The following is a 20,435-nucleotide window of genomic DNA, read 5'->3' as shown; positions in this document are numbered from 1 at the left end:
TTACTCAGCAACGCCCACGAACTCGGCCTTTTCGTTGGCCGTGGTCTCGCCCTGTGCCAGGGAGAGGCGCAGCTTCTCGCCCAGGACCGCGTCAACGTTGGTCCAGTACTGGATCGCAGCTTCGCGGATGTGCGGACGCTTCACGCCGGAGATGGCACCGGTGATGGTTTCCAGGAAACGCTGCTTAGCGGCGTCATCGTAAACCTCGCGGTACAGCGTGCCGGCCTGGCCGAAGTCGCTGTCCTCGGAGTGCAGGGTCGCGGCGGAACGCACCAGGGCGCCGTCGTTCTCCCAGCTGCCCGCACCGGCAAGCGCTGCGTCGGCCGCGGGGCCGCCCAGCGTGTTCGGTGCGTAGACCGGGGTCTCCGGGGAGTTGTAGGAGAAGCGCATGGCGCCGTCCTGCGAGTAGTTGTTGACCGGTGCCTTCGGTGCGTTGACCGGCAGCTGGTTGTAGTTGGCGCCGATGCGGTAACGCTGGGCATCCGGGTAGGAGAAGATGCGGGCCATCAGCATCTTGTCCGGGCTGGCGTCGATGCCGGGAACCAGGTTCGCGGGGGACAGGGCAACCTGCTCGATCTGCGCGAAGAAGTTCTCCGGGTTGCGGTTCAGGGTGTGGGTACCCACCTTGATCAGCGGGTAGTCCGCGTGCGGCCAGACCTTCGTCAGGTCGAACGGGTTGAACCGGTAGGTCTTGGCATCTTCGTACGGCATAACCTGCACGTGCAGGTCCCAGGACGGGAAGTTGCCGGCCTCGATGGCCTCGTACAGGTCGCGGCGGTAGTAGTCGGCGTCGGCGCCGGCAATCTTTTCAGCCTCGGCACCGGTGATTTCATGGTTGCCCTGGTTGGACGTGAAGTGGTACTTCACCCAGAAGCGCTCGCCGGCAGCGTTGATCCACTGGTACGTGTGCGAGCCGAAGCCGGGCATTTCACGCCACGACGTCGGCAGGCCGCGGTCACCCATCAGGTAGGTGACCTGGTGCGCGGACTCGGGGGAGTTGGTCCAGAAGTCCCACTGCATGTCGGCGTCACGCAGTCCGGAGCCCGGGAGGCGCTTCTGCGAGTGGATGAAGTCCGGGAACTTGATGCCGTCGCGGATGAAGAACACCGGAGTGTTGTTGCCGACGATGTCGTAGTTGCCCTCGGTGCTGTAGAAACGCATCGCGAAGCCGCGTACGTCGCGCCAGGTGTCGGGGGAACCCATTTCGCCGGCGACGGAGGAGAACCGCTGGACGGTCTCGGTCACGGTGCCCGGCTGGAAAACAGCGGCACGGGTGTACTTGGAGACATCCTCAGTGACTACGAACTCACCGAATGCGCCGCCGCCCTTGGCGTGCACGATGCGTTCCGGCATGCGCTCCCGGTTGAACTGGGCCAGCTTCTCGACCAGGTAACGGTCGTGAAGGGCAACGGCGCCGTCGGCGCCGGTGCTCAGCGAGTGTGCGTCGCTGGAAACCGGGGTGCCGGTCTGCGTGGTGGTGAAGTTAGACATACTTGTTCTTTCTCTGGTGCTGGCAAAAAAGGTGAAGGGGGATCAGGGTGGGCTAGGACGCGGCTGCGGCGGCGCAGTCGGTGCAGAGCCCGCGGTAGAGAACATCCGCAATCTGGATGGTCATGCCGTGGGTATTTCCGGGGGTCAGGCAGGGAGCGTGGCCGACGGCGCAGTCCACGTCCTCGATCCGGCCGCAGCCGGTGCAGATCGCGTGGTGGTGGTTGTCATTCACGCGGGTCTCGTACCGGGCCGGAGAATCCGGGGTTTCGATTTTCCGCAGCAGGCCGGTCTCAGTGAGATCCGCGAGGACCACATAGATGGACTGCAGTGAAATGTCCGGAAGCTCCCTACGGACACCGACGACGACGTCGTCCGCCACCGAGTGCGGTGCAGCGTCGACGGCACGGAGTACGGCGAGGCGCTGCTTGGTGACGCGGCGGCCGTGGGCGCGCAGCTCGTCCGACCACCTGGCGGTGGCCTCCTCTGCTGCTGCGGTTCCAGTCATGCTCATCATCCTAGCCTTATTTTGAGTTACTCATAATAAGGATCGCCTTACCTGCCACGGTCCCGGTACGCTGGGCGGAGATTGATTCAACGGAACATCAAGCGGAGGCATAGTGCCGGCAGCAGAAGTTCGAACCGGATACCAGCGCGTGGCGGTAGGGGAGACGCACGTGGATATCCGTACGTACCGGCGCTTTGACGACGCCGGAACGCCGGAGTGGCCGCAGACCCGCAGCGAGGTGGTCCTGGTGCACGGGATCGGAGCTTCGGAGCGGTACTACGGACCGTTGATCTGGGAACTGGCGCGCTCGTCCACCGTGCACACGCTGGAACTGCCGGGCTTCGGCTCGACTCCCAAACCCCGCAGGCAGCTGCAGATGGAGGACTTCGGACGCATTGCCGTGCAGGCACTCGATGCTGCCGGGATTCACCGTGCGCAGTGGGTGGGTCATTCCATGGGCTGCCAGGTGGTGGTGGAAATGGCGCTCGCCGCCCCGGAGGCCGCCTCCTCGGTGGTCCTGCTGGGACCAACCATCAACGACGCCGAGCGCTCGGCTCCGCTGCAGGCGCTGCGGCTGATGCAGGACTGCCTGGTCGAACCCCCGGCGGTCAACTACCTGCTGATCACGGATTATTTGCGTGCGGGTCCGCGCTGGTACCTGTCCACGCTGCCCGTGATGATCCGGCACCGGATGGAGGAACGGATCGGCGGGGTGAAGCCGCCGGTCCTGCTGGTGCGCGGCGGCAAGGATCCCGTGGTGCGCGCCGACTGGGTGGCCCGGCTTGCCGCTGCCCGCCCCGGTGCCGTAACCGCGGAAATCCCCGGCCAGCCGCACGTGATGATGTACACCCGGCCAAAGGAGACGGCCGAACTGATGCGTTCCGCAGCAGCGGTACGGTGAGCACCCTCCGCCCGGGTGTCCGCCCGCGCCGGCAGGGACGGATCTTCCGCTGGGCGCGCCAGGCGCGGGGCTGGGCCTCGGACTACTTCTACGTGGCCTACTGGCAGGTCCACGGCTTCCTCTTCCGCCGCGACCCTGCGGCGTACCTGCATCCGGAGGGCGAGGTGCGGGCTCCGGTGGTGCTGATCCCCGGCGTCTACGAGAACTGGCAGTTCCTGCGCCCGCTGGCCGACTACCTCTACGATCGAGGCCATCCGGTGCACACCGTGGCGCCGCTGGGCTACAACCGCGGAGCCATTGAGCAGATGGCGGAGCTGGTGGAACGCTATCTGGTGGACCAGGACCTGCAGGATGTCCTGGTCCTGGCGCACAGCAAGGGCGGGCTGATCGGCAAGCACCTGATGACCCTGCCCGACGGCGGAGCGCGGGTGGCGCGCATGATTGCCGTGAACACGCCCTTCTCCGGCTCCGTGTACGCCAACCTGTTTCCGCTGGCATCGATCCGTGCCTTCTCGCCCCGGGATGCGTTCCTGCAGCGACTGCTGCGCAACGAGGACGTGAACGCCCGGATTACCTCTGTCTACAGCAGCTTCGATCCCCATATCCCCGCGGGCAGCCACCTGGCCGGTGCGCGGAACGTCCAGCTGGAGTCCATGGGCCATTTCCGGCCCATCGGGGATTCCCGCTTGCTCGACGTGCTGGAACAGGAACTCGACGACGCCGGCACGGACGGCGGCGGGTCTGCCTAACCCCTGCGCCGGCGGGTCTGTCTAACCCCTGCGCCGGCGAGTCTGTCTAACCCCTGCGCCGGCGGGACCGCCCAGTCCCTGGGGTTTCGCGGGCTAGGACGCGCCGCGGGCCAGCGCCTGCTCCACTGCCGCCGCCGAGCCGTCCCGCCACGGCTCGCCGTGGCCGGTGAGCAGCAGCGGTGCATCGGCCTCGGCCAGCAGTGCCAGCGACTCGAGCGCCTGGGCACTGTCCGCAGTTGCCGCACCGGACACGATCTGGGGTCCTTTGGATCCGGTGTAGGGGTCAAGGGTGACCAGGGAATCGCCGCTGATCAGGACGCCGCGGTCCGGATAGTGCAGGGCTATGTGTCCGGCTGTATGCCCCGGCGTATACAGAACCCGTGGCCTGCCGGGCAGGGTGTCGCCGGAGTCCGGGGTCAGGCTGTGCACGTCGGTCACTCCGCGCACGTTCAACGCTCCGGCGAGGGTCATCGCGCCCAGGACGGGGACGGCCTTGGGGTAGCGCAGGGGATACAGGAACCGGTTGGTCTCATGCCGGTAGCGGTAGGGGTGGGCGGCAATGTACCGGTCGGCGTCATGCACCAGGATGGGCGTGCGGTATTCCTGCCGGAGCCGGGCGGCGGTGCCCACGTGGTCGAAATGCGCGTGTGTCAGCACCAGGGCGCGGATATCGCCGGCACCGTAGCCCAGTTCGTCCAGCGCCCCGGTCAGGTGCGGCCACATTCCCGGCAGGCCGGCGTCGATCACCGCCACGCCGTCGTCGTCCTCAACCAGGTAGACATTGACGTGGGCATGCTCGATGCGGTGGATTCCATCGGCAACATTGCGGGTAAACACGGTGGTTACTCCTTCGGCGGGAACGGCGGCTGCATCGGTTCCTTCCCATCCTAAGCATGCTTCCTATTGCGGTGTGCGTGTACTGCGCCGGATCGGGGCCGCCGGGCCCCTAGACTGCTCTGGTGCCAAGACTGCTCGCTGACCTCACGCCCCTGCGTGAAAGCCCGGAATTCCGCCGCCTCTGGACCGGAACCGCGCTGTCCGCCGTCGGCACCCAGCTCACCCTCGTGGCGGTAAGCCTGGAGGTGTACGAACTCACCGAGTCGAGTTTCAACGTTGGGCTGCTGGGACTGGTGGGCCTGGTGCCGCTGATCCTGGCCGGACTCTACGGCGGTTCGGTGGTGGACGCCTATGACCGGCGTAAGGTCGCACTGCTTTCCTCGGGGCTGCTGTGGCTCAGCACCATCGGCATAGCCGCCCAGGCCTGGGCAGGGGTGGGCAACGTCTGGCTGCTGTACTTCCTCGTGGCCGTCAATGCGGGTGCGGGCGGACTGAACCAGCCGGCCCGCAGCGCCATCATTCCCCGCCTGGTCCGTCCGGAACTGCTGCCCGCAGCCAATGCGCTGAGCATGATGACCTTCGGCCTGGCGATGACCGCCGGTCCGCTGCTGGCGGGAGTGCTCGTGGCCCGCGTCGGCTACGGCTGGACCTATACGATCGACGTCGTCACCTTCACCGCAGCCATGTGGGCGCTGTACCGGCTGGCTCCGATGCCGCCGGTCGGCAAGGTGCAGAAGGCCGGGCTGGGCTCGGTGCTGGAAGGGTTCCGCTTTCTGGGCACCAGGCCCAATATCCGCATGACCTTCGTGGTGGACCTGTGCGCCATGGTCTTCGCCCAGCCCCGTGCCCTGCTGCCGGCCATCGGAGCCCTGATGCTCGGCGGCGGTGCCACCACGGTGGGGGTGCTGCTGGCCGCCACGGCCGTGGGCGCCTTCCTCGCCGGCCTGTTCTCCGGTCCGCTCGGGCTGGTCCGCCGGCAGGGCCTGGCCGTGCTGTGGTCGGTCGCGGCCTGGGGGCTGTCGGTCACGGCCTTCGGCGTCGTAGTGGTGCTGGCCGGATCCAACGACGGCGCGGTCCCGTCCCGGTGGCTCATCCCCGCGGCTGCGGCGATGGCCTGCGCCGGGATTGCCGATTCCATCAGCGGCGTCTTCCGGTCCACCATCCTGCAGTCCGCCACCCCCGACGCGATGCGCGGCAGGCTGCAGGGGGTGTTTGTGGTGGTTGTGGCTGGCGGGCCGCGGCTGGGGGACCTGGTGGCGGGCGTGGACGCGTCCTTCGTGGGAGAGGGCTGGGCGGCGGTACTCGGAGGGCTGATCTGCCTTGCCCTGGTGGCCGTGCTGGCGCGCATGCAGCCGCGGTTCGCCCGGTACGACGCCCAGCATCCCGAGCCCTGAGCGTCCGCCACAGGCAGGAACAGTCCCGCCTGGTTAAACGTTGAACTATTTGGATCAGCTTTACTTCATGGATGCGGCGCAGGCCGGTGCGGCCTGCGCAAAGGACCAAGTAGAAGGACAAAGTACCCGTGCACCGACATTTCAACGGACTCAAGACCGCAGCCCTGTTCGGCGTGCTTTTCGCAGTGCTGCTGGGAATCGGGGCGCTGCTCTCCAGCGGAACCGGAAGCCCGACGTTCATCTGGGTCTTCCTCGTCATCGGCCTGGCAACGACCGCCTACAGCTACTGGAACAGTGACAAGCTGGCCATCCGGGCGATGCGTGCAGTGCCGGTCACCGAGGCCCAGGCACCGGAAATGTACCGGATTGTCCGCGAGCTTTCCGTCAAGGCAGGCGAGCCCATGCCCCGCCTCTATGTTTCGCCCACGATGGCACCCAATGCCTTTGCCACCGGACGCAACCCGCAGCATGCGGCCGTGTGCTGCACCCAGGGCATCCTGGCCCTCCTGAACGAACGCGAACTCCGCGGCGTGCTGGGCCACGAGCTGATGCACGTCTATAACCGCGACATCCTGACCTCCTCGGTGGCCGCAGCCATCGCCGGCGTGATCACCTCGCTGGGACAGTTCCTGCTCTTCTTCGGCGGCGGCGACCGCCGCAACGCCAACCCGCTGGCCATGATCGCCATGGCGGTCCTGGCGCCGCTGGCCGCCTCGCTGATCCAGATGGCCATCGGCCGGACCCGCGAATACGACGCGGACGAAGACGGCGCCAAGCTCACTGACGATCCGCTGGCGCTCGCCTCGGCCCTGCGCAAGCTCGAAGCCGGAACCCAGCGGGCTCCGCTTCCGAGCAATGACCAGAAGCTGGCCAACACGTCGCACCTGATGATTGCCAATCCGTTCCGCGCCGGCGTGCGGGGCCTGCTGGCCACCCATCCGCCGATGGATGACCGCATCCAGCGGCTGGAACGCATGGCCGGCCGGACCCTGGGTGCCTAGCCGCAACCAACACCCGGTGAAGAAGTAGGCTTCGAGCATGCGCCTGATACTCATCCGCCACGGGCAGACCCCCTCGAACGTGGAGCATTACCTGGACACCGCTGTCCCCGGCCCCGGATTGACGGAGCTGGGCCTGGAGCAGGCGGCGGCCCTGCCCGAAGCCCTCGGGCATGAGCCGATCGACGGTATTTTCGCCTCCAACCTGGTCCGCACCCAGCTCACCGCCGCACCCCTGGCGGCTGCTCTGGGGCTCCCTGTCGAAATCCGGGACGGGCTGCGGGAGGTTTCCGCCGGCGAGCTGGAAATGCGCAACGACCGGGAGGCAATCATTGCCTATCTGAAGACCGTCTACCGCTGGGTCTCCGGGGACACCGCCGCCCGGATGCCCGGTGGGCCGGACGGTGGGGAGACACTGGGCCGCTTTGACGCGGTGGTCGGGGAACTCGCCGCCGCGGGATTGAAGTCCCCGGCGGTCTTCAGCCACGGGGCGATGATCCGGGCCTGGGCCACCGCGCGTGCCGCGAACGTGGGAGCAGACTTTATCGTGGCAAACGCGCTCAGCAACACCGGTGTTGCCGTACTGGAGGCGGAAGATCTGCCCGGCGGTGGACTCGGCCCGTGGCAGCTGCTGACGTGGATGGGTGAGGCAATAGGTGGGGAAGAGTTGAAGGATGAGGGCGACGACGGCCCGGCTGCCGACGACGTCGCGCTCTAGCTTCGGCAGCAAGCCCCGGCCCGCAGAGAAAACGCAGTGAACGCACAAACGGCGCCTTTCCCACTGGGGGAAGGCGCCGCCGCAAGTGCTCCGGAAAGTCCTAGCGGAAGTTGATGAACTGCAGATCCACTTCGAGGTCGGCGCCCTTGAGCAGGGCCATGGTGGCCTGCAGGTCATCGCGGGACTTGGAGCTGACCCGCAGCTCGTCGCCCTGGATCTGGGACTTCACACCCTTGGGGCCTTCGTCGCGGATCAGCTTGTTGATCTTCTTCGCCTGGTCCTGGGCGATGCCCTCCTTCATGGAGGCTTCAATCCGGTATTCCTTGCCGGAGGCGAACGGCTCACCAGCGTCCAGGGACTTCAGGGAGATGCCGCGCTTGACCAGCTTGGACTGCAGGACGTCCAGCACGGCCTTTACCCGGTCCTCGGAGTTGGCCTTCATAAGGATCTTCTCGCCGCTGAAGTCCACCTCGGCGCCTACCCCCTTGAAGTCGTAGCGTTGGACGATTTCCTTCTGCGCCTGGTTCAGCGCGTTGGCCACTTCCTGCTTATCGATCTTGCTGACGACGTCGAACGTGGACTCGCTGGCCATTTCGGAACTCCTCTAAGTTGATGACTTTTCCTGCTACTTAGCGTAATAGGTCTGCGCCCCGATGGCTCCCCACTCCCAGCGGCCGCACAGCCAACACACGGCGTCATCCCATCGGGGCGGGGAAAGGTGAGGGGGTGGAAAACACTCACCCTCATGCTTCCAGCCCTGCTTCCCGCCCCTCCCTCCGCCGTCCCGCTGCCGTGCGGATCCGCACCGCTGCAGCCGGTTCCTTCCTGGCCGCTGCCTCGGCGGCAGGCATGGGTGTCCTTGGTGCTGCTCCGGCCAGGGCCGCGATCACGCCGGTCTCTTCCACTGTGGACTGCTCTCCGGCGTCGCCCGTCGAAGCGGACCGGGTGGAAGGCATGCGTGAGCGTCTGGCGGGGATCCACGCTGACCTCGTCAATGCGGTGAAGTGGGGGTCGGTGACCCAGGCCCAGGCGGACCGGTTCTATGCACAGCTCGAGGACCGGATGGTGCGGGGCCTGTAGCGCCGGCGGCAGGTAAGGAAAGCCGCGGTGGCGGCTCCGGGAGGGCCGTGAAAAAAGCCTGCCGGCAGGCATCTGGGTCCCGATTCGTAACTTGGGAGAATCTTCGGTAAAGTTGTCTTGTCCGCAGCTGCTGCGGACAAGGTCTTCACTTTGAAGACACTCGGCAGATTACCCGAGCGGCCAAAGGGGGCTGACTGTAAATCAGCTGGCAACGCCTTCACTGGTTCGAATCCAGTATCTGCCACCGACAAACCCGTCCTCACTTAGGTGAGGGCGGGTTTTTCAGGTTCCCGGACCCTTGTGCCCAGCCCCACTAGATATTAGGCTTCCTAACCATGAGTACCGATCCCGCACTGGACGACCTCGCCGTGGAATTCCGCGAGTCCCTCCGGCTGGCCCTGTACATTGCCCGCAACATGGATGCGGATACCGATCTCAGTGCCACGCAGGTGAGCATCATGAAGATGGCCGCCGGTGAAGGCATGCGCGTCAGTGGGATTGCGCGGAACCTGGGCGTGAAGGTGCCCAGCGCCACCGAGCAGATCATCCGTCTTGAAGGCGCAGGGCTGCTGCTGCGCAGTCCAGATCCGCACGATTCCCGGGGTGTACGGGTCACGCTCACCCCGCAGGGGACACGGGCGCTGCAGGAAGCCAATGAGAGCAGGACCGCGCTGATGGCCGCCCTGCTGGAGCAGCTGAGCAGCGAGGAACGCGCGTCCCTTTCGGCGGCGCTGCCGGTGATCCGCCGCCTGACGAAACTGCCCGGGGCCTGAGCCGCTTCACGGTCAGCGAACAGTTGCAGACAATGCACGCCGGCACCGCTAGCGTTGGACCATGGCTACTATCGACATCACCGAAGCAACGTTCCCCGAGACCATCGAGGAAAACGACATAGTCTTCGTGGACTTCTGGGCGGACTGGTGCGGACCCTGCAAGCAGTTTGCGCCCGTATATGAATCCGTTTCCCAGCAGCACGACGACATCATCTTTGGCAAGGTGGACACCGAGGCCGAGCAGAGTCTGGCAGCTGCCGCCGCCATCACCTCCATTCCCACCCTCATGGCCTTCCGGGAAAAGGTTCTGGTGTTCTCCCAGCCCGGCGCCCTGAACGCCAGCCAGTTCAGCGAACTGGTGGAAGCGGTCAAGGGCCTGGACATGAAGGCGGTCCACGAGCAGATCGCAGCGCAGGAACGCGAGGGAGCAGCCGGCTCCAACGGCCAGGGCTAGCCGCACCCGGCTCCATAGTTTTGCTCTCAGGGAGGTGTGTTCCACACCTCCCTGAGTGCGTTAAGCGGGAACCACACACCCTCTCCGGATCTGCTGTGGATCCGGAAGCATTACCGTCTACCGCAGCCACAGCCCCCGTTGTAACCTCGCTCCCATAGGGCGCACCGCATGGGGGAACGCACAGAGCGCGGACGTCAACGACGACGAGACGACAGCGAGGAAGACATGAGTTCCAACCGAGGAATTGCCTATCTTGAACCGGGTGTAGTGGAAGTCCAGGACATTGATTACCCGTCCTTCGAGCTGCAGGACGGGCCGGGGGTGAATCCTGCCAACATCGGCCGCAAACTTCCGCACGCGGCCATCCTGAAGGTGGTCACCACGAACATCTGCGGATCCGACCAGCACATGGTCCGGGGCCGCACGACGGCGCCGCCGAACCTGATCCTGGGTCATGAGATCACCGGGGAAGTCGTGGAAACCGGACCCGACGTGGAGTACATCAACGTGGGTGACCTGGTGTCGGTGCCGTTCAATATCTCCTGCGGCCGGTGCCGGAACTGCAAGGAACGTAAGACCGGAATCTGCCTGAATGTCAACCCGGACCGGCCCGGAAGCGCCTACGGATACGTGGACATGGGCGGCTGGGTCGGAGGGCAGGCCGAGTACGCGCTGGTGCCTTACGCGGACTGGAACCTCCTGAAGTTCCCGGACAAGGACCAGGCCATGGAGAAGATCCTGGACCTGACCATGCTCTCGGATATCTTCCCCACCGGCTATCACGGCGCAGTTACGGCAGGCGTGGGGGTGGGGTCCACCGTCTACATTGCCGGTGCAGGTCCCGTGGGCCTGGCCGCAGCGGTGTCGGCACAGCTGCTCGGTGCGGCTGCCGTGATTGTGGGCGACCTGAACGAGGAGCGCCTGGCCCAGGCCCGCAGTTTCGGCTGCGAAACAGTGGACGTGTCGCTGGGGGATCCACGGGATCAGATCGAGATGATCCTGGGGGTGCCGGAAGTGGACTGCGGCGTCGACGCCGTGGGGTTCGAGGCCCGCGGCCACGGTGCAGGCTCCAGCAGTGAGGCTCCGGCGACGGTTTTGAACTCGCTGATGGACATCACTGCGGCAGGTGGAGCGCTGGGCATTCCCGGGCTGTACGTCACCGGGGACCCGGGCGGCGTCGATGAGGCGGCCCAGAAGGGGTCGCTGAGTCTCAATCTGGGTGCGGGCTGGGCCAAGTCGCTGTCCTTCACCACCGGACAGTGTCCCGTGATGAAGTACAACCGGGAACTGATGATGGCGATCCTGCATGACAAGGTGCAGATTGCCAAGGCCGTGAGCGCCACCCCGATCAGCCTGGACCAGGCACCGGAGGCCTACCGCGAGTTTGATTCGGGCGTGGCGAAGAAATACGTCATTGACCCCAACGGCATGGTCGGTTCGCACTAAGGCTCCAGCGTCCCGGTAAGACCAGCCCCGGTAACGGGAGCACGGACAGAAGCAGGCAGGACCGGAACCGAATCGGCCCTGTCTGCTTCTGTGTGTGCCCGTTCCCTTCTGGTGCCGCGTGGCCTGGCGGTAAACTCGACTGGTCCTGGGCCCCCGGCACCGGTTCCGGGGCCCAGCAGTCCGAACGCCCATGAACGGCAAGCGGGTTGGAAGCGGGACTCCATGTGCGGTAGCAGCGGGACGAGCAGCACCGGAAGATCCGGGCCGGGTACGCCCGGTACGGGGAGGCCCAGCACCAGTAGGCCCGGGCCCCTGCGGTGCCCGGCATGAACGCGGCAGACACCGCATGGGTGCTGACCTGTGCCGGGTTGGTGCTCTTCATGACTCCGGGCCTGGCCCTCTTCTACGGCGGGATGGTGCCGGTCCGCAATGTCCTGACCATGATGCTGCAGAACATCATTCCGCTGGGTGTCATTTCCCTGACCTGGATCCTGGTCGGATACACCCTGGCCTTCAGCAATAAGGGCAACTCCGTGCTCGGCGAGTTTGATGCCGTGGCGCTCCTGGATCTCGACACCCCGCAGTTCCACACCGTCGCGGCAGGCGTCACCATACCCGCGCTCGCTTTTGTGGCCTACCAGATGATGTTCGCGGTAATCACTCCAGCCCTGCTTACCGGGGCCACCGCAGGCAGGCTCCGGTTTGCCGGCTGGGTGGTTTTCCTCGCTGCGTTCTCGGTCCTGGTGTACCCGCAGATTGCCCGCTGGCTCTGGCATCCCCAGGGATGGCTGTTCCAGCTCGGGGCCCAGGACTGGGCCGGAGGCATGGTGGTGCATACTTCCGCCGGTGCCGCCGCCGCCGCAGTGCTCCTGGTGGTTGGCAGGCGGCGCGGCTGGCCGAACCTGCGGACCTCGCCGAACAACCTCCCCCTGATGCTGGTGGGTGCAGGCATCCTCTGGTTCGGCTGGTTCGGATTCAACGCCGGGGACGGACTGGAAGCCAACGACATTGCAGCGCAGGCTCTGATCAACACCCACGCGGCCGGGGCAGCCGCCATGCTTACCTGGCTGCTCGTGGAACGGGTTGGCAGCGGGCACTCCACCTTGGTGGGTGCCGTCTCCGGCGCAGTCGCCGGTCTGGCCACCATTACCCCCTGTGCCGGTTTTGTCGGAACCGGCTCGGCCCTGTTGATCGGACTGATTGCCGGATGCCTGTGCGCCCTGGCCGTCCGGCTCAAGCGGATCCTGCATTACGACGACGCCCTGGACGTGATTGCCGTCCATTTTGTCGGCGGCGTGCTGGGTACCCTGCTGCTGGGCTTTTTCGCCGACAGTGCAGTGAACCCGGTCAGCGATGACGGCGTTTTCTCCGGCGGAGGAGGTCTCCTGCTGTGGCACCAGACGGTCGCAGTCGTCAGCGTAGTGCTCTTCTCCTTTGTGCTGAGCTGGATTATTGCCTCGCTTATTTCCCGCACCATCGGACTGCGTGAGCCCGGGCCGGAACAGGAGGACCTGGACCGCGTCCAGCAGGACTCTTCGGGCTACTCGCTCAGCGGCGTCACGGCCCGGCCCACTGCAGCAGGCAGGGGAGCAGTGAACGGCAGCATCACCGCCGACCCGAGGCGCTCCGCCCCCAGCCACCTCGTCAGCGCCGTGGTCTCTAGCGAACGGGTCGATGGACTCCGGGATGCCTTACTGATGGCGGGTGCCCGTTCCCTGGAGCTGTCCGATGCCGCTGTCTACACCGGCAAAATCCGGACCGAGGCTTTCCGCAGCCAAGAGAGGCGGATCGATTTCCATGACCGGCTGCGGGTGCAGGCCGCGGTCGACGAAGAGCATGAGGAAGCAGTGGTGGCGGTCCTCAAGCGCTTCGGCGCGGAGCCGGAATCGATCTACCGGCTTGCGATCCTGCCGCATTGAGTGACCCGACCGCTCCGCTGCCTCAGCGCCGGCGGTGGTCCATCGGGGCGAGCTTGGGTCCGAAGGTGGGTTTGCGGTAGCCGCTGAGCATGATCATCCGCACGACCCGCTGACGGTGGCCCCGCCAGGGCTCCAGAAGCTTCAGCATGCCGGCGTCGTCGGTGCGCCGGCCCGTGAGCGCGGCGCCCACATAGGCGGCCAGATGGAAATCGCCCACGGACACGGAATCCGGGGCGCCGTGCGTCCGCTGGGTGATTTCCGCTGCGCTCCAGACGCCGATCCCGGGAACTGAACACAGCTTGGCGGTCAGGTCCTTCCCCAGGGGAGCGTCGGCGAGCCGCTGGAGCGAAGACGCCTGCGAGCAGGCCCGCAGGATGGTGCTGGAGCGGGAGAAGTCCACCCGTGCCTGGTGCCAGTCCCAGCTGGGGATCCGCTGCCAGGTTTCCGGTGCGGGGGAGGCCTTCATCCCTGCGGGGGCCGGACCCGGAGCATCGATCCCGTACCGGGTCACCAGGTAGCGCCAGGCGTAATAGGCCTCCAATACGGTCACCTTCTGCTCCAGCACCACGGGGATCAGGGTGTCCATGATCCGGCCCGTACTGGGCAGGCGCAGGGAGAGGTTCCGGCGCCGGGTTTCGGTAACCATCCGGGGCAGCGTGGCGAGGAAGGCGTCGTCGTCGAAACCGGACCAGTCATCCCCTTCGCCGAGCAGGGCAGGCACTGACGCCAACGCACACTCCGCGCCCGGCCCCCAGGCCTGGGCCCGGACCCGTGCCCCGGGTGCGGGCACGCGTTCCTCGCGCAGGTTCAGGGTGGCGGGGCCCTCCGGGGTGAGGAAGGCCAGCCAGGCCACCCCGGGACCCAACCGGATGGTGGGATCCTGCTTACCCCGGACCAGGATCCGCAGGGACGTCTGCAGGCAGTACGGAGCGGGCGAATCCCAATAACGCACCGGACCCGAGGGAGTCTGCTGCAGCGTTGGAACAGCGGCAGTGAAGGACATGCAACCATGGTCGCACGCAGCACCCCCACTCCTGTCCGCAGCAGAACCCGGCAGGAGTGTGGCTTTTGCTACGGCGTGTTCCGGTCCCGCTGTTCCCTGCGGGACAACAAAGTAACGTGGGTCACATGAAGTATGCCAATACTGTCCTGGACCTGATCGGCAACACTCCCTTGGTGAAGCTCCACCATGTGACCGAGGGAATCCGTGCGACCGTCCTGGTGAAGCTGGAGTACCTGAACCCGGGCGGGTCCGTGAAGGACCGCATTGCCGTGAAGATGATTGAAGCGGCCGAGCGGGACGGAAAGCTGAAGCCCGGCGGCACGGTGGTTGAGCCCACCAGCGGAAACACCGGCGTCGGGCTGGCGCTGGTGGCCCAGCAGAAGGGCTATAAATGCATCTTCGTTACGCCGGACAAGGTGGGCGTGGAAAAGCGGGATGTCCTGCGGGCCTACGGTGCCGAGGTGGTGGTGACGCCGACGGCGGTGGCCCCGGAAAGTCCCGACTCCTATTACGGTGTCTCCGACCGGCTGGTGCGCGAGATCGACGGAGCGTACAAGCCGGACCAGTTCTCCAATCCGTCGGCACCGGCCAGCCACTTCGAATCCACCGGACCGGAAATCTGGGCCGATACCGACGGGCGGGTCACACACTTCGTGGCCGGTGCAGGGACGGGCGGCACCATCACCGGCACCGGACGCTACCTCAAGCAGGTCTCCGCCGACCGTGCTTCGGGACCGGTCCGCGTCATCGCCGCTGATCCTGACGGGTCGGTGTACTCGGGCGGCACGGGACGCCCCTACTTCGTTGAAGGCGTCGGTGAGGACATGTGGCCGGACAACTATGACCGGTCCGTGCCGGATGAGGTGATTGCGGTGAAGGACGCCGAGTCCTTCGTCATGACCCGCCGGCTGGCGCGGGAGGAAGGCCTGCTGGTGGGCGGCTCCTCGGGGATGGCCGTCACCGCCGCACTCGAGGTTGCACGCCCGCTGGGGCCCGACGACGTCGTCGTGGTCCTGCTGCCGGACAGCGGCCGCGGGTACATGGGCAAGATTTTCAATGACGACTGGATGCGTTCCTACGGATTCCTGCAGGACGGCGGGGAAGGGGCATCCGTCCGTGAGGTCCTGGCCACCAAGGACGGGTCGCTGCCGGACCTGGTCCACACCCACCCGAACGAAACCGTGCGGGACGTCATTGCCATCCTCAACGAATACGGCGTCTCGTACCTGCCCGTCCTCTCGCAGGAACCGCCGGTGGTCCTGGGCGAAGTCCTCGGGTCCGTGGACGAGCGCTCGCTGACGGAGAAACTGTTCCGCGGCGAAGCCAAGCCCACGGACCGGATCAGCGAACACATGGGCCCGCGCCCGGCGTTCGTGGGCACGGGAGACACGGTGGCAGCCGCCCGCGCGAAGCTGAAGGAGGACGACGCCGTCATGGTTACGTCCGATGGCAGCGCCGTTGGCATGCTGACCCGGCACGACCTACTTTCGTACCTGAGCCTCTGACCCGGCCAACCCCGGGTCGGAACCGCTGCGAAGTACCAACCTGCCGGCTGCCGCCGGCGCAAGGAAGGACACCATGACGAGCTTCAGCACCCGCGCCATCCATGCGGGCCAGGCCCCCGATCCCACCACCGGAGCGGTTATTCCGCCCCTGTACCAGAGCACCACCTACGCCCAGGACGGCATCGGCGGCCTCCGCAACGGCTATGAGTACGGGCGCGGCACCAACCCCACCCGGGACTCCCTGCAGGAACAGCTCGCTGCCCTGGAGGGTGGAAGGCACGCCTTCTCCTTCAGCTCGGGCCTGGCCGCGGAAGACGCCCTGATCCGGGCGCTGCTGGCCCCGGGGGACCACATTGTGCTGGGCAATGATGCCTACGGCGGAACTTACCGGCTGATCAACAAGGTCCTGGGCAAATGGGGGATCACCAACACAGCAGTGGACATGTCCGACGCCGACGCAGTGGCAGCCGCAGTCGCGGCCGGGAACACAAAAATGGTCTGGCTGGAAACGCCGTCGAACCCGATGATGAAGATCAGCGACATCGCCGCCACGGCCCAGGCCGCGCACGACGCCGGCGCTCTCCTGGTGGTCGACAACACCTTTGCGTCCCCCTACCTGCAGCAGCCGCTGACGCTGGGCGCCGACATCGTGGTGCATTCGACCACCAAGTACATCGGCGGGCACTCCGACGCCGTGGGCGGCGCCGTGATCCTGAATGATGACGGAAACGCGGAGGAGATCGGCTTCATCCAGTTCGCCGTTGGGGCGGTATCCGCACCGATGGAAGCCTGGCTGACCACCCGCGGGCTCAAGACCCTCGCGGTGCGGATGGACCGGCACTCAGCCAACGCCATGGCCGTGGCGAAGTGGCTGAAGGAGCAGCCGGCGGTGGAGCACGTGCTGTATCCGGGACTGGAAGAGCATCCCGGCCATGACCTCGCCAAGGCCCAGATGAAGGACTTCGGGGGCATGGTTTCGGTGTCCTTCAAGGGCGGCGAGGCTGCGGCGCGGAAGGTGGCCGAATCCACCCGGCTGTTCCTGCTGGCCGAGTCCCTGGGCGGGGTGGAGTCGCTGATGAACTACCCGTCCGAGATGACGCACGCCTCCGTCAAGGGCACCGCCCTGGCCGTGCCGGAAAACCTGCTGCGGCTTTCGGTGGGGCTGGAGGATATCGAGGACCTCATCGCTGACCTCGACTCCGCGCTGGGACAGCTCTAGGACCCGTTCCCCCTGCGGGCCCTGCGCTTCTTTGGGTCACGGAGCTGGAAATACCTGTTGCTCTGCGGCAGCCAGAGCAGCGCCGTGCAGGCCAGGAGTACCACGCCCACGGACACCAGTGCCGGGCCGCGGAAGAGGAACGGGAATCCGGCAATGATGCCGATGCTGCTCAGTGTTTCCCGGGCACTGCGCTTTCCCGACCGCAGCCGGACCACGCTGTAGGCGCTCACAGCTGCCAGCACCAGGGCCAATACCCCCAGCAGGGTCAGCGCACTGCTGTCCTGGTGCTGGGTCCGGGCGGAGATGATAAACGAGACCCCGGCGGTCGCCACCAACACGCCAGCCACCAGCCAGGCAGCGCCCGCAGCCCTGATGATGCCGGGCGGCGGAGTGCGCGGGGGAGTGCCCGGTGCGGAGCCGCTGGAACGGGGACCCATCAGCGTGGTGCCACCATCTGCTCGCGGGCCTCGAGGTCGTAGCGGTAGACCTCCCGGCCGCCGATCCACACCTTCAGCGCCCGCTGCATCACGTCCAGCGGGTCACCGCTCCACAGGACCAGGTCCGCGTCCTTGCCGGGTTCCAGCGAGCCGAGCCGGTCCGCAAGGCCCAGCACACGGGCGGGGTTGATGGTCACGGCACGCAGCGCCTCTTCGCGGCCAAGCCCCTCCTTGACGGCGAGCGCCGCCTGGTAGATCAGGAAGTTGATGGGCACTACCGGATGGTCGGTAATGATGGAGATTTCCACTCCGGCGGCGGCCAGTTTCCCGGGGTTGGCCATGCTCCGTCCACGCAGCTCCACCTTTGAACGGGTGGTGAACAGCGGACCGATCAGGACGGGTACGCCCCGTTCGGCCAGGACATCGGCCAGGAGGTGCGCCTCGGTGCCGTGGTCCAGTACCAGGTCGTAGCCGAACTCGTCCGCGAGCCGCAGGGCCGTGCCGATGTCGTCGGCCCGGTGGGCGTGCTGGCGCCACGGGATTTCCCGGCGCAGCACCATGGCCAGTGCTTCCAGGTGCGGGTCGCGGGTGTTGGGGTCCGCCTTGCCCAGGTAGTTCTGTGCATCCATAAAGGCCTGCCGGATGACCATGGCGGTGCCCAAACGGGTGGAGGGTGTCTGTTTCTTGTCGCTGTAGATGCGCTTCGGGTTCTCGCCCAGGGCTGATTTCAGGCCGCTGGGTGCGCGCAGCACCATTTCCTCCAGGTAGCGCCCGTGGGTGTGCAGGGCGACCGCCTGCCCGCCGATGGGATTGCCGGAACCGGGGTTGATGTTCACCGTGGTCACGCCGCCGGCCAGGGCGTCGTCGAACCCCGTGTCGAAGGGGTTGACCGCATCCACCGCCCGGACGCCGGCCATCACCGGGTCCGTCATTTCGTTGGAGTCGTTGCCCGCCCAGCCCTCGCCCTCTTCATGCACGCCCAGGTGGGTGTGCGCATCCACCAGCCCGGGCAGCAGCCACTGGCCACCGGCATCTAACACCTCCGCGCCGCCGGGTACCGCGACCCCGGGGCCCAGGTCCAGGATCCGTCCGTCTTCAATGAGGACCGTGCCGTGGAAGGGCCGGCCCGTGACCGGAACCACATGGGCATTGGTGAAGGCTCGAAGCGCGGGGGACATGGAGGACCTTTCGCTTGCTGATCTGGTTCGGCCAGCCTATCGCCTGCCCTCCAGCGGGGGAGCAGTGGCAGGCTGGCCGGTAGACTTGCCAAAGTCAATATCGGCGAACAAACGCTATGTGGCGCCACGGGCGCGGCCGGCAGTCTTGCAGGGAGAACAATGGGCCAGATCCACCGATCCGCTGTCGTGCGGACCGCTGCGACCCTGGGGGCGCTGGCAGTTGCCGGGCTGCTCGTATGGACAGCTTTCGATTTATCGCCGCGCCACGGCCTGGACTTCAGTGTCTATCTTTCCGGCGGGCAGAGCGTGCTCGACGCCGCCGGAGAGCTCTACACGAAGGCGGTCCAGTACGACGCCGACAGCAGCCTGCTCTTTACCTACCCACCCTTCGCAGCGTTGGTCTTTGCCGTGCTTGCCCCGTTCGGGCAGGGTACGGGGCTGAATATCTTCACCGGCATCTCCCTTGCGATTGCCGCGGCCACCGCCGTCTGGGCGGTCCGCTATGTCTTCCGCCGCAGCGGTGCCATGGATGTGCTGCGCCACCCCTGGCTGCGGCCCCTGGCGATCGCCGGCACCGGCCTTGTCGTGCTGCTCGGACCCTGGCGTGAAACCTCCGCCTTCGGGCAGATCAATATCCTGCTCTTCGGGGTGATCATGGCCGATTTCGTGATCAAGAAGGACGGCTGGCCCACCGGACTGCTCACCGGGGTGGCAGCAGGACTGAAACTGACTCCGCTGGTCTTCGGCCTGTACTTCCTGGCCCGGGGGGACTGGCGGGGCCTGCGCAACATGGCCTACGGCTTCCTCGCGACCTTCGCCCTGGGCTTCCTGATCCTTCCGCGGGAATCGCGCACGTATTGGGTGGACCTGCTGCCGGACACTTCCCGGATCGGCGGGGCCGGCTACGTGGACAATCTCTCGATCAAGGGCGCGATCCTGCACTTCGGCGGCCCGGATTTCCCCGTCGACATCCCGTGGCTCCTCCTGTCCCTGCTGGCCGTTGCGGCCACGGCCGTCGTCGTCCGCATCGCCGGCAACCGCGGGCAGACCTTCACCGCACTGGCCGCCACCGCGCTGCTGATGCTGCTGATTTCCCCCGTGTCGTGGTCCCACCACTGGGTTTGGGTGGCTCTCTTCATCCCCGTCCTGGCGCGGAACATCATGGACCTGGGTCCGGGGCAGCGGAAGCTGCGCATCACCGGCCTCATCCTGCTGGTATCTTCGCTGGTCATCTTCATTTACTCGCCCAAGACCATCGGCGAACTGTTCAACGCCCCCAACCTGGATTCCCAGCTTCCCGAGCCGTGGCTGATGGCGTCGAGCCTCGGTGTGTTCTGGGGCATCGGGCTGCTGGCCTGGTGGTTCGCCGGATTCTGGGGAAGCCGCCCGCGCAACTGGTGGCGTAACAACCCGCCCGAACTGCTGCGTGCCACGGAGCCGCAGCCCTAGACTGCGGGCATGGGAACCGGTTCCCTGCTCGCTGTCTGCCTGGTGCACGGGCTCCTGCCCACCAAGGACGCCACCGGTGTCACGGCCATCGATAAGCGTCCCGTGGACGGCCCGGTCCAGGTGCATCCCCTGGGGCTGACCGGGGACCTGCAGGCCAGCCGCAAGCACCACGGCGGCGAATCCAAGGCGATCTACGCCTACTCCCAGGATGATGCCGACTACTGGGCGCAGGAACTGGGACACGACATCCCGCCGGGCCTGTTCGGTGAAAACCTGCGCCTGGCCGGGCTGGACGAAGTGGTGTTGTCCCCGGAGATCCTCAAGGCACTGCGCACACAGGCCACGAAGACAGCACGGTCCACACTGCCCGAACCGGCCT

20 protein-coding genes, 1 tRNA gene and 1 pseudogene are annotated in these 20,435 nt (G+C 66.4%); 15 read left to right on the top strand and 7 right to left on the bottom strand.

Going from position 1 to position 20,435, the window contains the following annotated elements:
* Complete coding sequence (locus tag QNO10_RS11715; protein WP_229947141.1) at positions 1-1,491, bottom strand: catalase; 1,491 nt, start codon at positions 1,489-1,491, stop codon at positions 1-3.
* 52 nt (positions 1,492-1,543) lie between these two features.
* Positions 1,544-1,996 carry a Fur family transcriptional regulator gene (locus QNO10_RS11710; RefSeq protein ID WP_229947142.1) on the bottom strand — a complete coding sequence of 151 codons (453 nt, stop codon included), beginning with the start codon at positions 1,994-1,996 and terminating at the stop codon, positions 1,544-1,546.
* Between the two features lie 169 nt (positions 1,997-2,165).
* Here QNO10_RS11710 and QNO10_RS11705 point away from each other — a divergent pair, with 169 nt between their 5' ends.
* Positions 2,166-2,897, top strand: coding sequence for an alpha/beta fold hydrolase (locus tag QNO10_RS11705; RefSeq protein ID WP_229947144.1), 732 nt, complete (start codon positions 2,166-2,168; stop codon positions 2,895-2,897).
* Positions 2,894-3,646: an esterase/lipase family protein gene (locus QNO10_RS11700; protein WP_229947146.1), complete on the top strand. Its 753-nt coding sequence runs from the start codon at positions 2,894-2,896 to the stop codon at positions 3,644-3,646. Before QNO10_RS11705 ends, QNO10_RS11700 begins: the two co-directional genes overlap by 4 nt.
* Before the next feature lie 93 nt (positions 3,647-3,739).
* Here QNO10_RS11700 and QNO10_RS11695 read toward each other — a convergent pair whose 3' ends face one another.
* A complete protein-coding gene (locus QNO10_RS11695; RefSeq protein WP_229947148.1) occupies positions 3,740-4,483 on the bottom strand; it encodes an MBL fold metallo-hydrolase in 744 nt (247 codons plus the stop codon).
* A 122-nt stretch (positions 4,484-4,605) separates the two neighbouring features.
* On the opposite strand from QNO10_RS11695, the gene QNO10_RS11690 reads away from it, so the two are divergent.
* From QNO10_RS11690 to QNO10_RS11680, 3 genes are all read left to right on the top strand, one after another.
* Entirely contained in the window at positions 4,606-5,877 is a 1,272-nt protein-coding gene (locus tag QNO10_RS11690; RefSeq protein ID WP_229947151.1) for an MFS transporter, read from the top strand.
* 128 nt (positions 5,878-6,005) lie between these two features.
* Positions 6,006-6,878: a zinc metalloprotease HtpX gene (gene htpX, locus QNO10_RS11685; RefSeq protein WP_229947153.1), complete on the top strand. Its 873-nt coding sequence runs from the start codon at positions 6,006-6,008 to the stop codon at positions 6,876-6,878.
* Positions 6,879-6,915: 37 nt separating this feature from the next.
* Positions 6,916-7,593, top strand: a complete 678-nt coding sequence (locus QNO10_RS11680) for a histidine phosphatase family protein (protein ID WP_229947155.1) — start codon at positions 6,916-6,918, stop codon at positions 7,591-7,593.
* A 100-nt stretch (positions 7,594-7,693) separates the two neighbouring features.
* Here QNO10_RS11680 and QNO10_RS11675 read toward each other — a convergent pair whose 3' ends face one another.
* A complete protein-coding gene (locus tag QNO10_RS11675; RefSeq protein WP_146360925.1) occupies positions 7,694-8,185 on the bottom strand; it encodes a YajQ family cyclic di-GMP-binding protein in 492 nt (163 codons plus the stop codon).
* Positions 8,186-8,319: 134 nt separating this feature from the next.
* Here QNO10_RS11675 and QNO10_RS11670 point away from each other — a divergent pair, with 134 nt between their 5' ends.
* From QNO10_RS11670 to amt, 6 genes are all read left to right on the top strand, one after another.
* Positions 8,320-8,673, top strand: coding sequence for a hypothetical protein (locus tag QNO10_RS11670; protein ID WP_229947158.1), 354 nt, complete (start codon positions 8,320-8,322; stop codon positions 8,671-8,673).
* 162 nt (positions 8,674-8,835) lie between these two features.
* A tRNA-Tyr gene (locus tag QNO10_RS11665) sits at positions 8,836-8,917 on the top strand.
* 91 nt (positions 8,918-9,008) lie between these two features.
* Positions 9,009-9,446, top strand: a complete 438-nt coding sequence (locus QNO10_RS11660) for a MarR family winged helix-turn-helix transcriptional regulator (protein ID WP_229947161.1) — start codon at positions 9,009-9,011, stop codon at positions 9,444-9,446.
* Between the two features lie 61 nt (positions 9,447-9,507).
* Positions 9,508-9,900 carry a thioredoxin family protein gene (locus QNO10_RS11655; protein WP_229947163.1) on the top strand — a complete coding sequence of 131 codons (393 nt, stop codon included), beginning with the start codon at positions 9,508-9,510 and terminating at the stop codon, positions 9,898-9,900.
* A 225-nt stretch (positions 9,901-10,125) separates the two neighbouring features.
* On the top strand, positions 10,126-11,346 hold the full coding sequence (gene fdhA / locus QNO10_RS11650) for a formaldehyde dehydrogenase, glutathione-independent (protein ID WP_229947165.1): 1,221 nt from the start codon (positions 10,126-10,128) through the stop codon (positions 11,344-11,346).
* Positions 11,347-11,672: 326 nt separating this feature from the next.
* Positions 11,673-13,265: an ammonium transporter gene (amt, locus tag QNO10_RS11645; protein ID WP_229947168.1), complete on the top strand. Its 1,593-nt coding sequence runs from the start codon at positions 11,673-11,675 to the stop codon at positions 13,263-13,265.
* 22 nt (positions 13,266-13,287) lie between these two features.
* Here the strand turns inward: amt and QNO10_RS11640 are convergent, their stop codons facing one another.
* Positions 13,288-14,268 (bottom strand): DNA-3-methyladenine glycosylase family protein, encoded by a 981-nt coding sequence (locus QNO10_RS11640; RefSeq protein WP_229947170.1) that lies wholly within the window; start codon positions 14,266-14,268, stop codon positions 13,288-13,290.
* 125 nt (positions 14,269-14,393) lie between these two features.
* Here QNO10_RS11640 and QNO10_RS11635 point away from each other — a divergent pair, with 125 nt between their 5' ends.
* Together QNO10_RS11635 and QNO10_RS11630 are read left to right on the top strand one after the other, a co-directional pair.
* A complete protein-coding gene (locus tag QNO10_RS11635) occupies positions 14,394-15,773 on the top strand; it encodes a cystathionine beta-synthase (RefSeq protein WP_229947173.1) in 1,380 nt (459 codons plus the stop codon).
* 73 nt (positions 15,774-15,846) lie between these two features.
* A complete protein-coding gene (locus QNO10_RS11630; RefSeq protein ID WP_229947175.1) occupies positions 15,847-16,992 on the top strand; it encodes a cystathionine gamma-synthase in 1,146 nt (381 codons plus the stop codon).
* On the opposite strand, the gene QNO10_RS11625 is transcribed toward QNO10_RS11630, so the two are convergent.
* Complete coding sequence (locus tag QNO10_RS11625) at positions 16,989-17,429, bottom strand: hypothetical protein (RefSeq protein ID WP_229947178.1); 441 nt, start codon at positions 17,427-17,429, stop codon at positions 16,989-16,991. The genes QNO10_RS11630 and QNO10_RS11625 overlap by 4 nt on opposite strands.
* Positions 17,429-18,607, bottom strand: a complete 1,179-nt coding sequence (locus QNO10_RS11620; RefSeq protein ID WP_229947181.1) for an amidohydrolase — start codon at positions 18,605-18,607, stop codon at positions 17,429-17,431. Before QNO10_RS11620 ends, QNO10_RS11625 begins: the two co-directional genes overlap by 1 nt.
* A gap of 159 nt (positions 18,608-18,766) precedes the next feature.
* On the opposite strand from QNO10_RS11620, the gene QNO10_RS11615 reads away from it, so the two are divergent.
* Together QNO10_RS11615 and QNO10_RS11610 are read left to right on the top strand one after the other, a co-directional pair.
* Positions 18,767-20,056 (top strand): glycosyltransferase 87 family protein, encoded by a 1,290-nt coding sequence (locus QNO10_RS11615; RefSeq protein ID WP_229947185.1) that lies wholly within the window; start codon positions 18,767-18,769, stop codon positions 20,054-20,056.
* A 9-nt stretch (positions 20,057-20,065) separates the two neighbouring features.
* Positions 20,066-20,350 (top strand): annotated as a pseudogene (locus tag QNO10_RS11610) (MOSC domain-containing protein); the annotation flags it as partial.
* Positions 20,351-20,435 lie beyond the last annotated feature (85 nt).

Origin of the sequence: Arthrobacter sp. zg-Y919 (assembly GCF_030142045.1) — a bacterium.
GTDB lineage: Bacteria > Actinomycetota > Actinomycetes > Actinomycetales > Micrococcaceae > Arthrobacter_B.
This window is presented reverse-complemented; position numbering and strand designations above follow the sequence as displayed.

Bases quoted from the DNA above. Each gene is read 5' to 3' on its own strand.
- QNO10_RS11625 (WP_229947178.1), bottom strand. From the start codon at position 17,429: ATGGGTCCCCGTTCCAGCGGCTCCGCACCGGGCACTCCCCCGCGCACT.
- QNO10_RS11660 (WP_229947161.1), top strand. From the start codon at position 9,009: ATGAGTACCGATCCCGCACTGGACGACCTCGCCGTGGAATTCCGCGAG.
- QNO10_RS11680 (WP_229947155.1), top strand. From the start codon at position 6,916: ATGCGCCTGATACTCATCCGCCACGGGCAGACCCCCTCGAACGTGGAG.
- QNO10_RS11710 (WP_229947142.1), bottom strand. From the start codon at position 1,996: ATGACTGGAACCGCAGCAGCAGAGGAGGCCACCGCCAGGTGGTCGGAC.
- QNO10_RS11640 (WP_229947170.1), bottom strand. From the start codon at position 14,268: ATGTCCTTCACTGCCGCTGTTCCAACGCTGCAGCAGACTCCCTCGGGT.
- fdhA (WP_229947165.1), top strand. From the start codon at position 10,126: ATGAGTTCCAACCGAGGAATTGCCTATCTTGAACCGGGTGTAGTGGAA.
- amt (WP_229947168.1), top strand. From the start codon at position 11,673: ATGAACGCGGCAGACACCGCATGGGTGCTGACCTGTGCCGGGTTGGTG.
- QNO10_RS11620 (WP_229947181.1), bottom strand. From the start codon at position 18,607: ATGTCCCCCGCGCTTCGAGCCTTCACCAATGCCCATGTGGTTCCGGTC.
- QNO10_RS11630 (WP_229947175.1), top strand. From the start codon at position 15,847: ATGACGAGCTTCAGCACCCGCGCCATCCATGCGGGCCAGGCCCCCGAT.
- QNO10_RS11715 (WP_229947141.1), bottom strand. From the start codon at position 1,491: ATGTCTAACTTCACCACCACGCAGACCGGCACCCCGGTTTCCAGCGAC.
- QNO10_RS11655 (WP_229947163.1), top strand. From the start codon at position 9,508: ATGGCTACTATCGACATCACCGAAGCAACGTTCCCCGAGACCATCGAG.
- QNO10_RS11635 (WP_229947173.1), top strand. From the start codon at position 14,394: ATGAAGTATGCCAATACTGTCCTGGACCTGATCGGCAACACTCCCTTG.
- QNO10_RS11615 (WP_229947185.1), top strand. From the start codon at position 18,767: ATGGGCCAGATCCACCGATCCGCTGTCGTGCGGACCGCTGCGACCCTG.
- QNO10_RS11675 (WP_146360925.1), bottom strand. From the start codon at position 8,185: ATGGCCAGCGAGTCCACGTTCGACGTCGTCAGCAAGATCGATAAGCAG.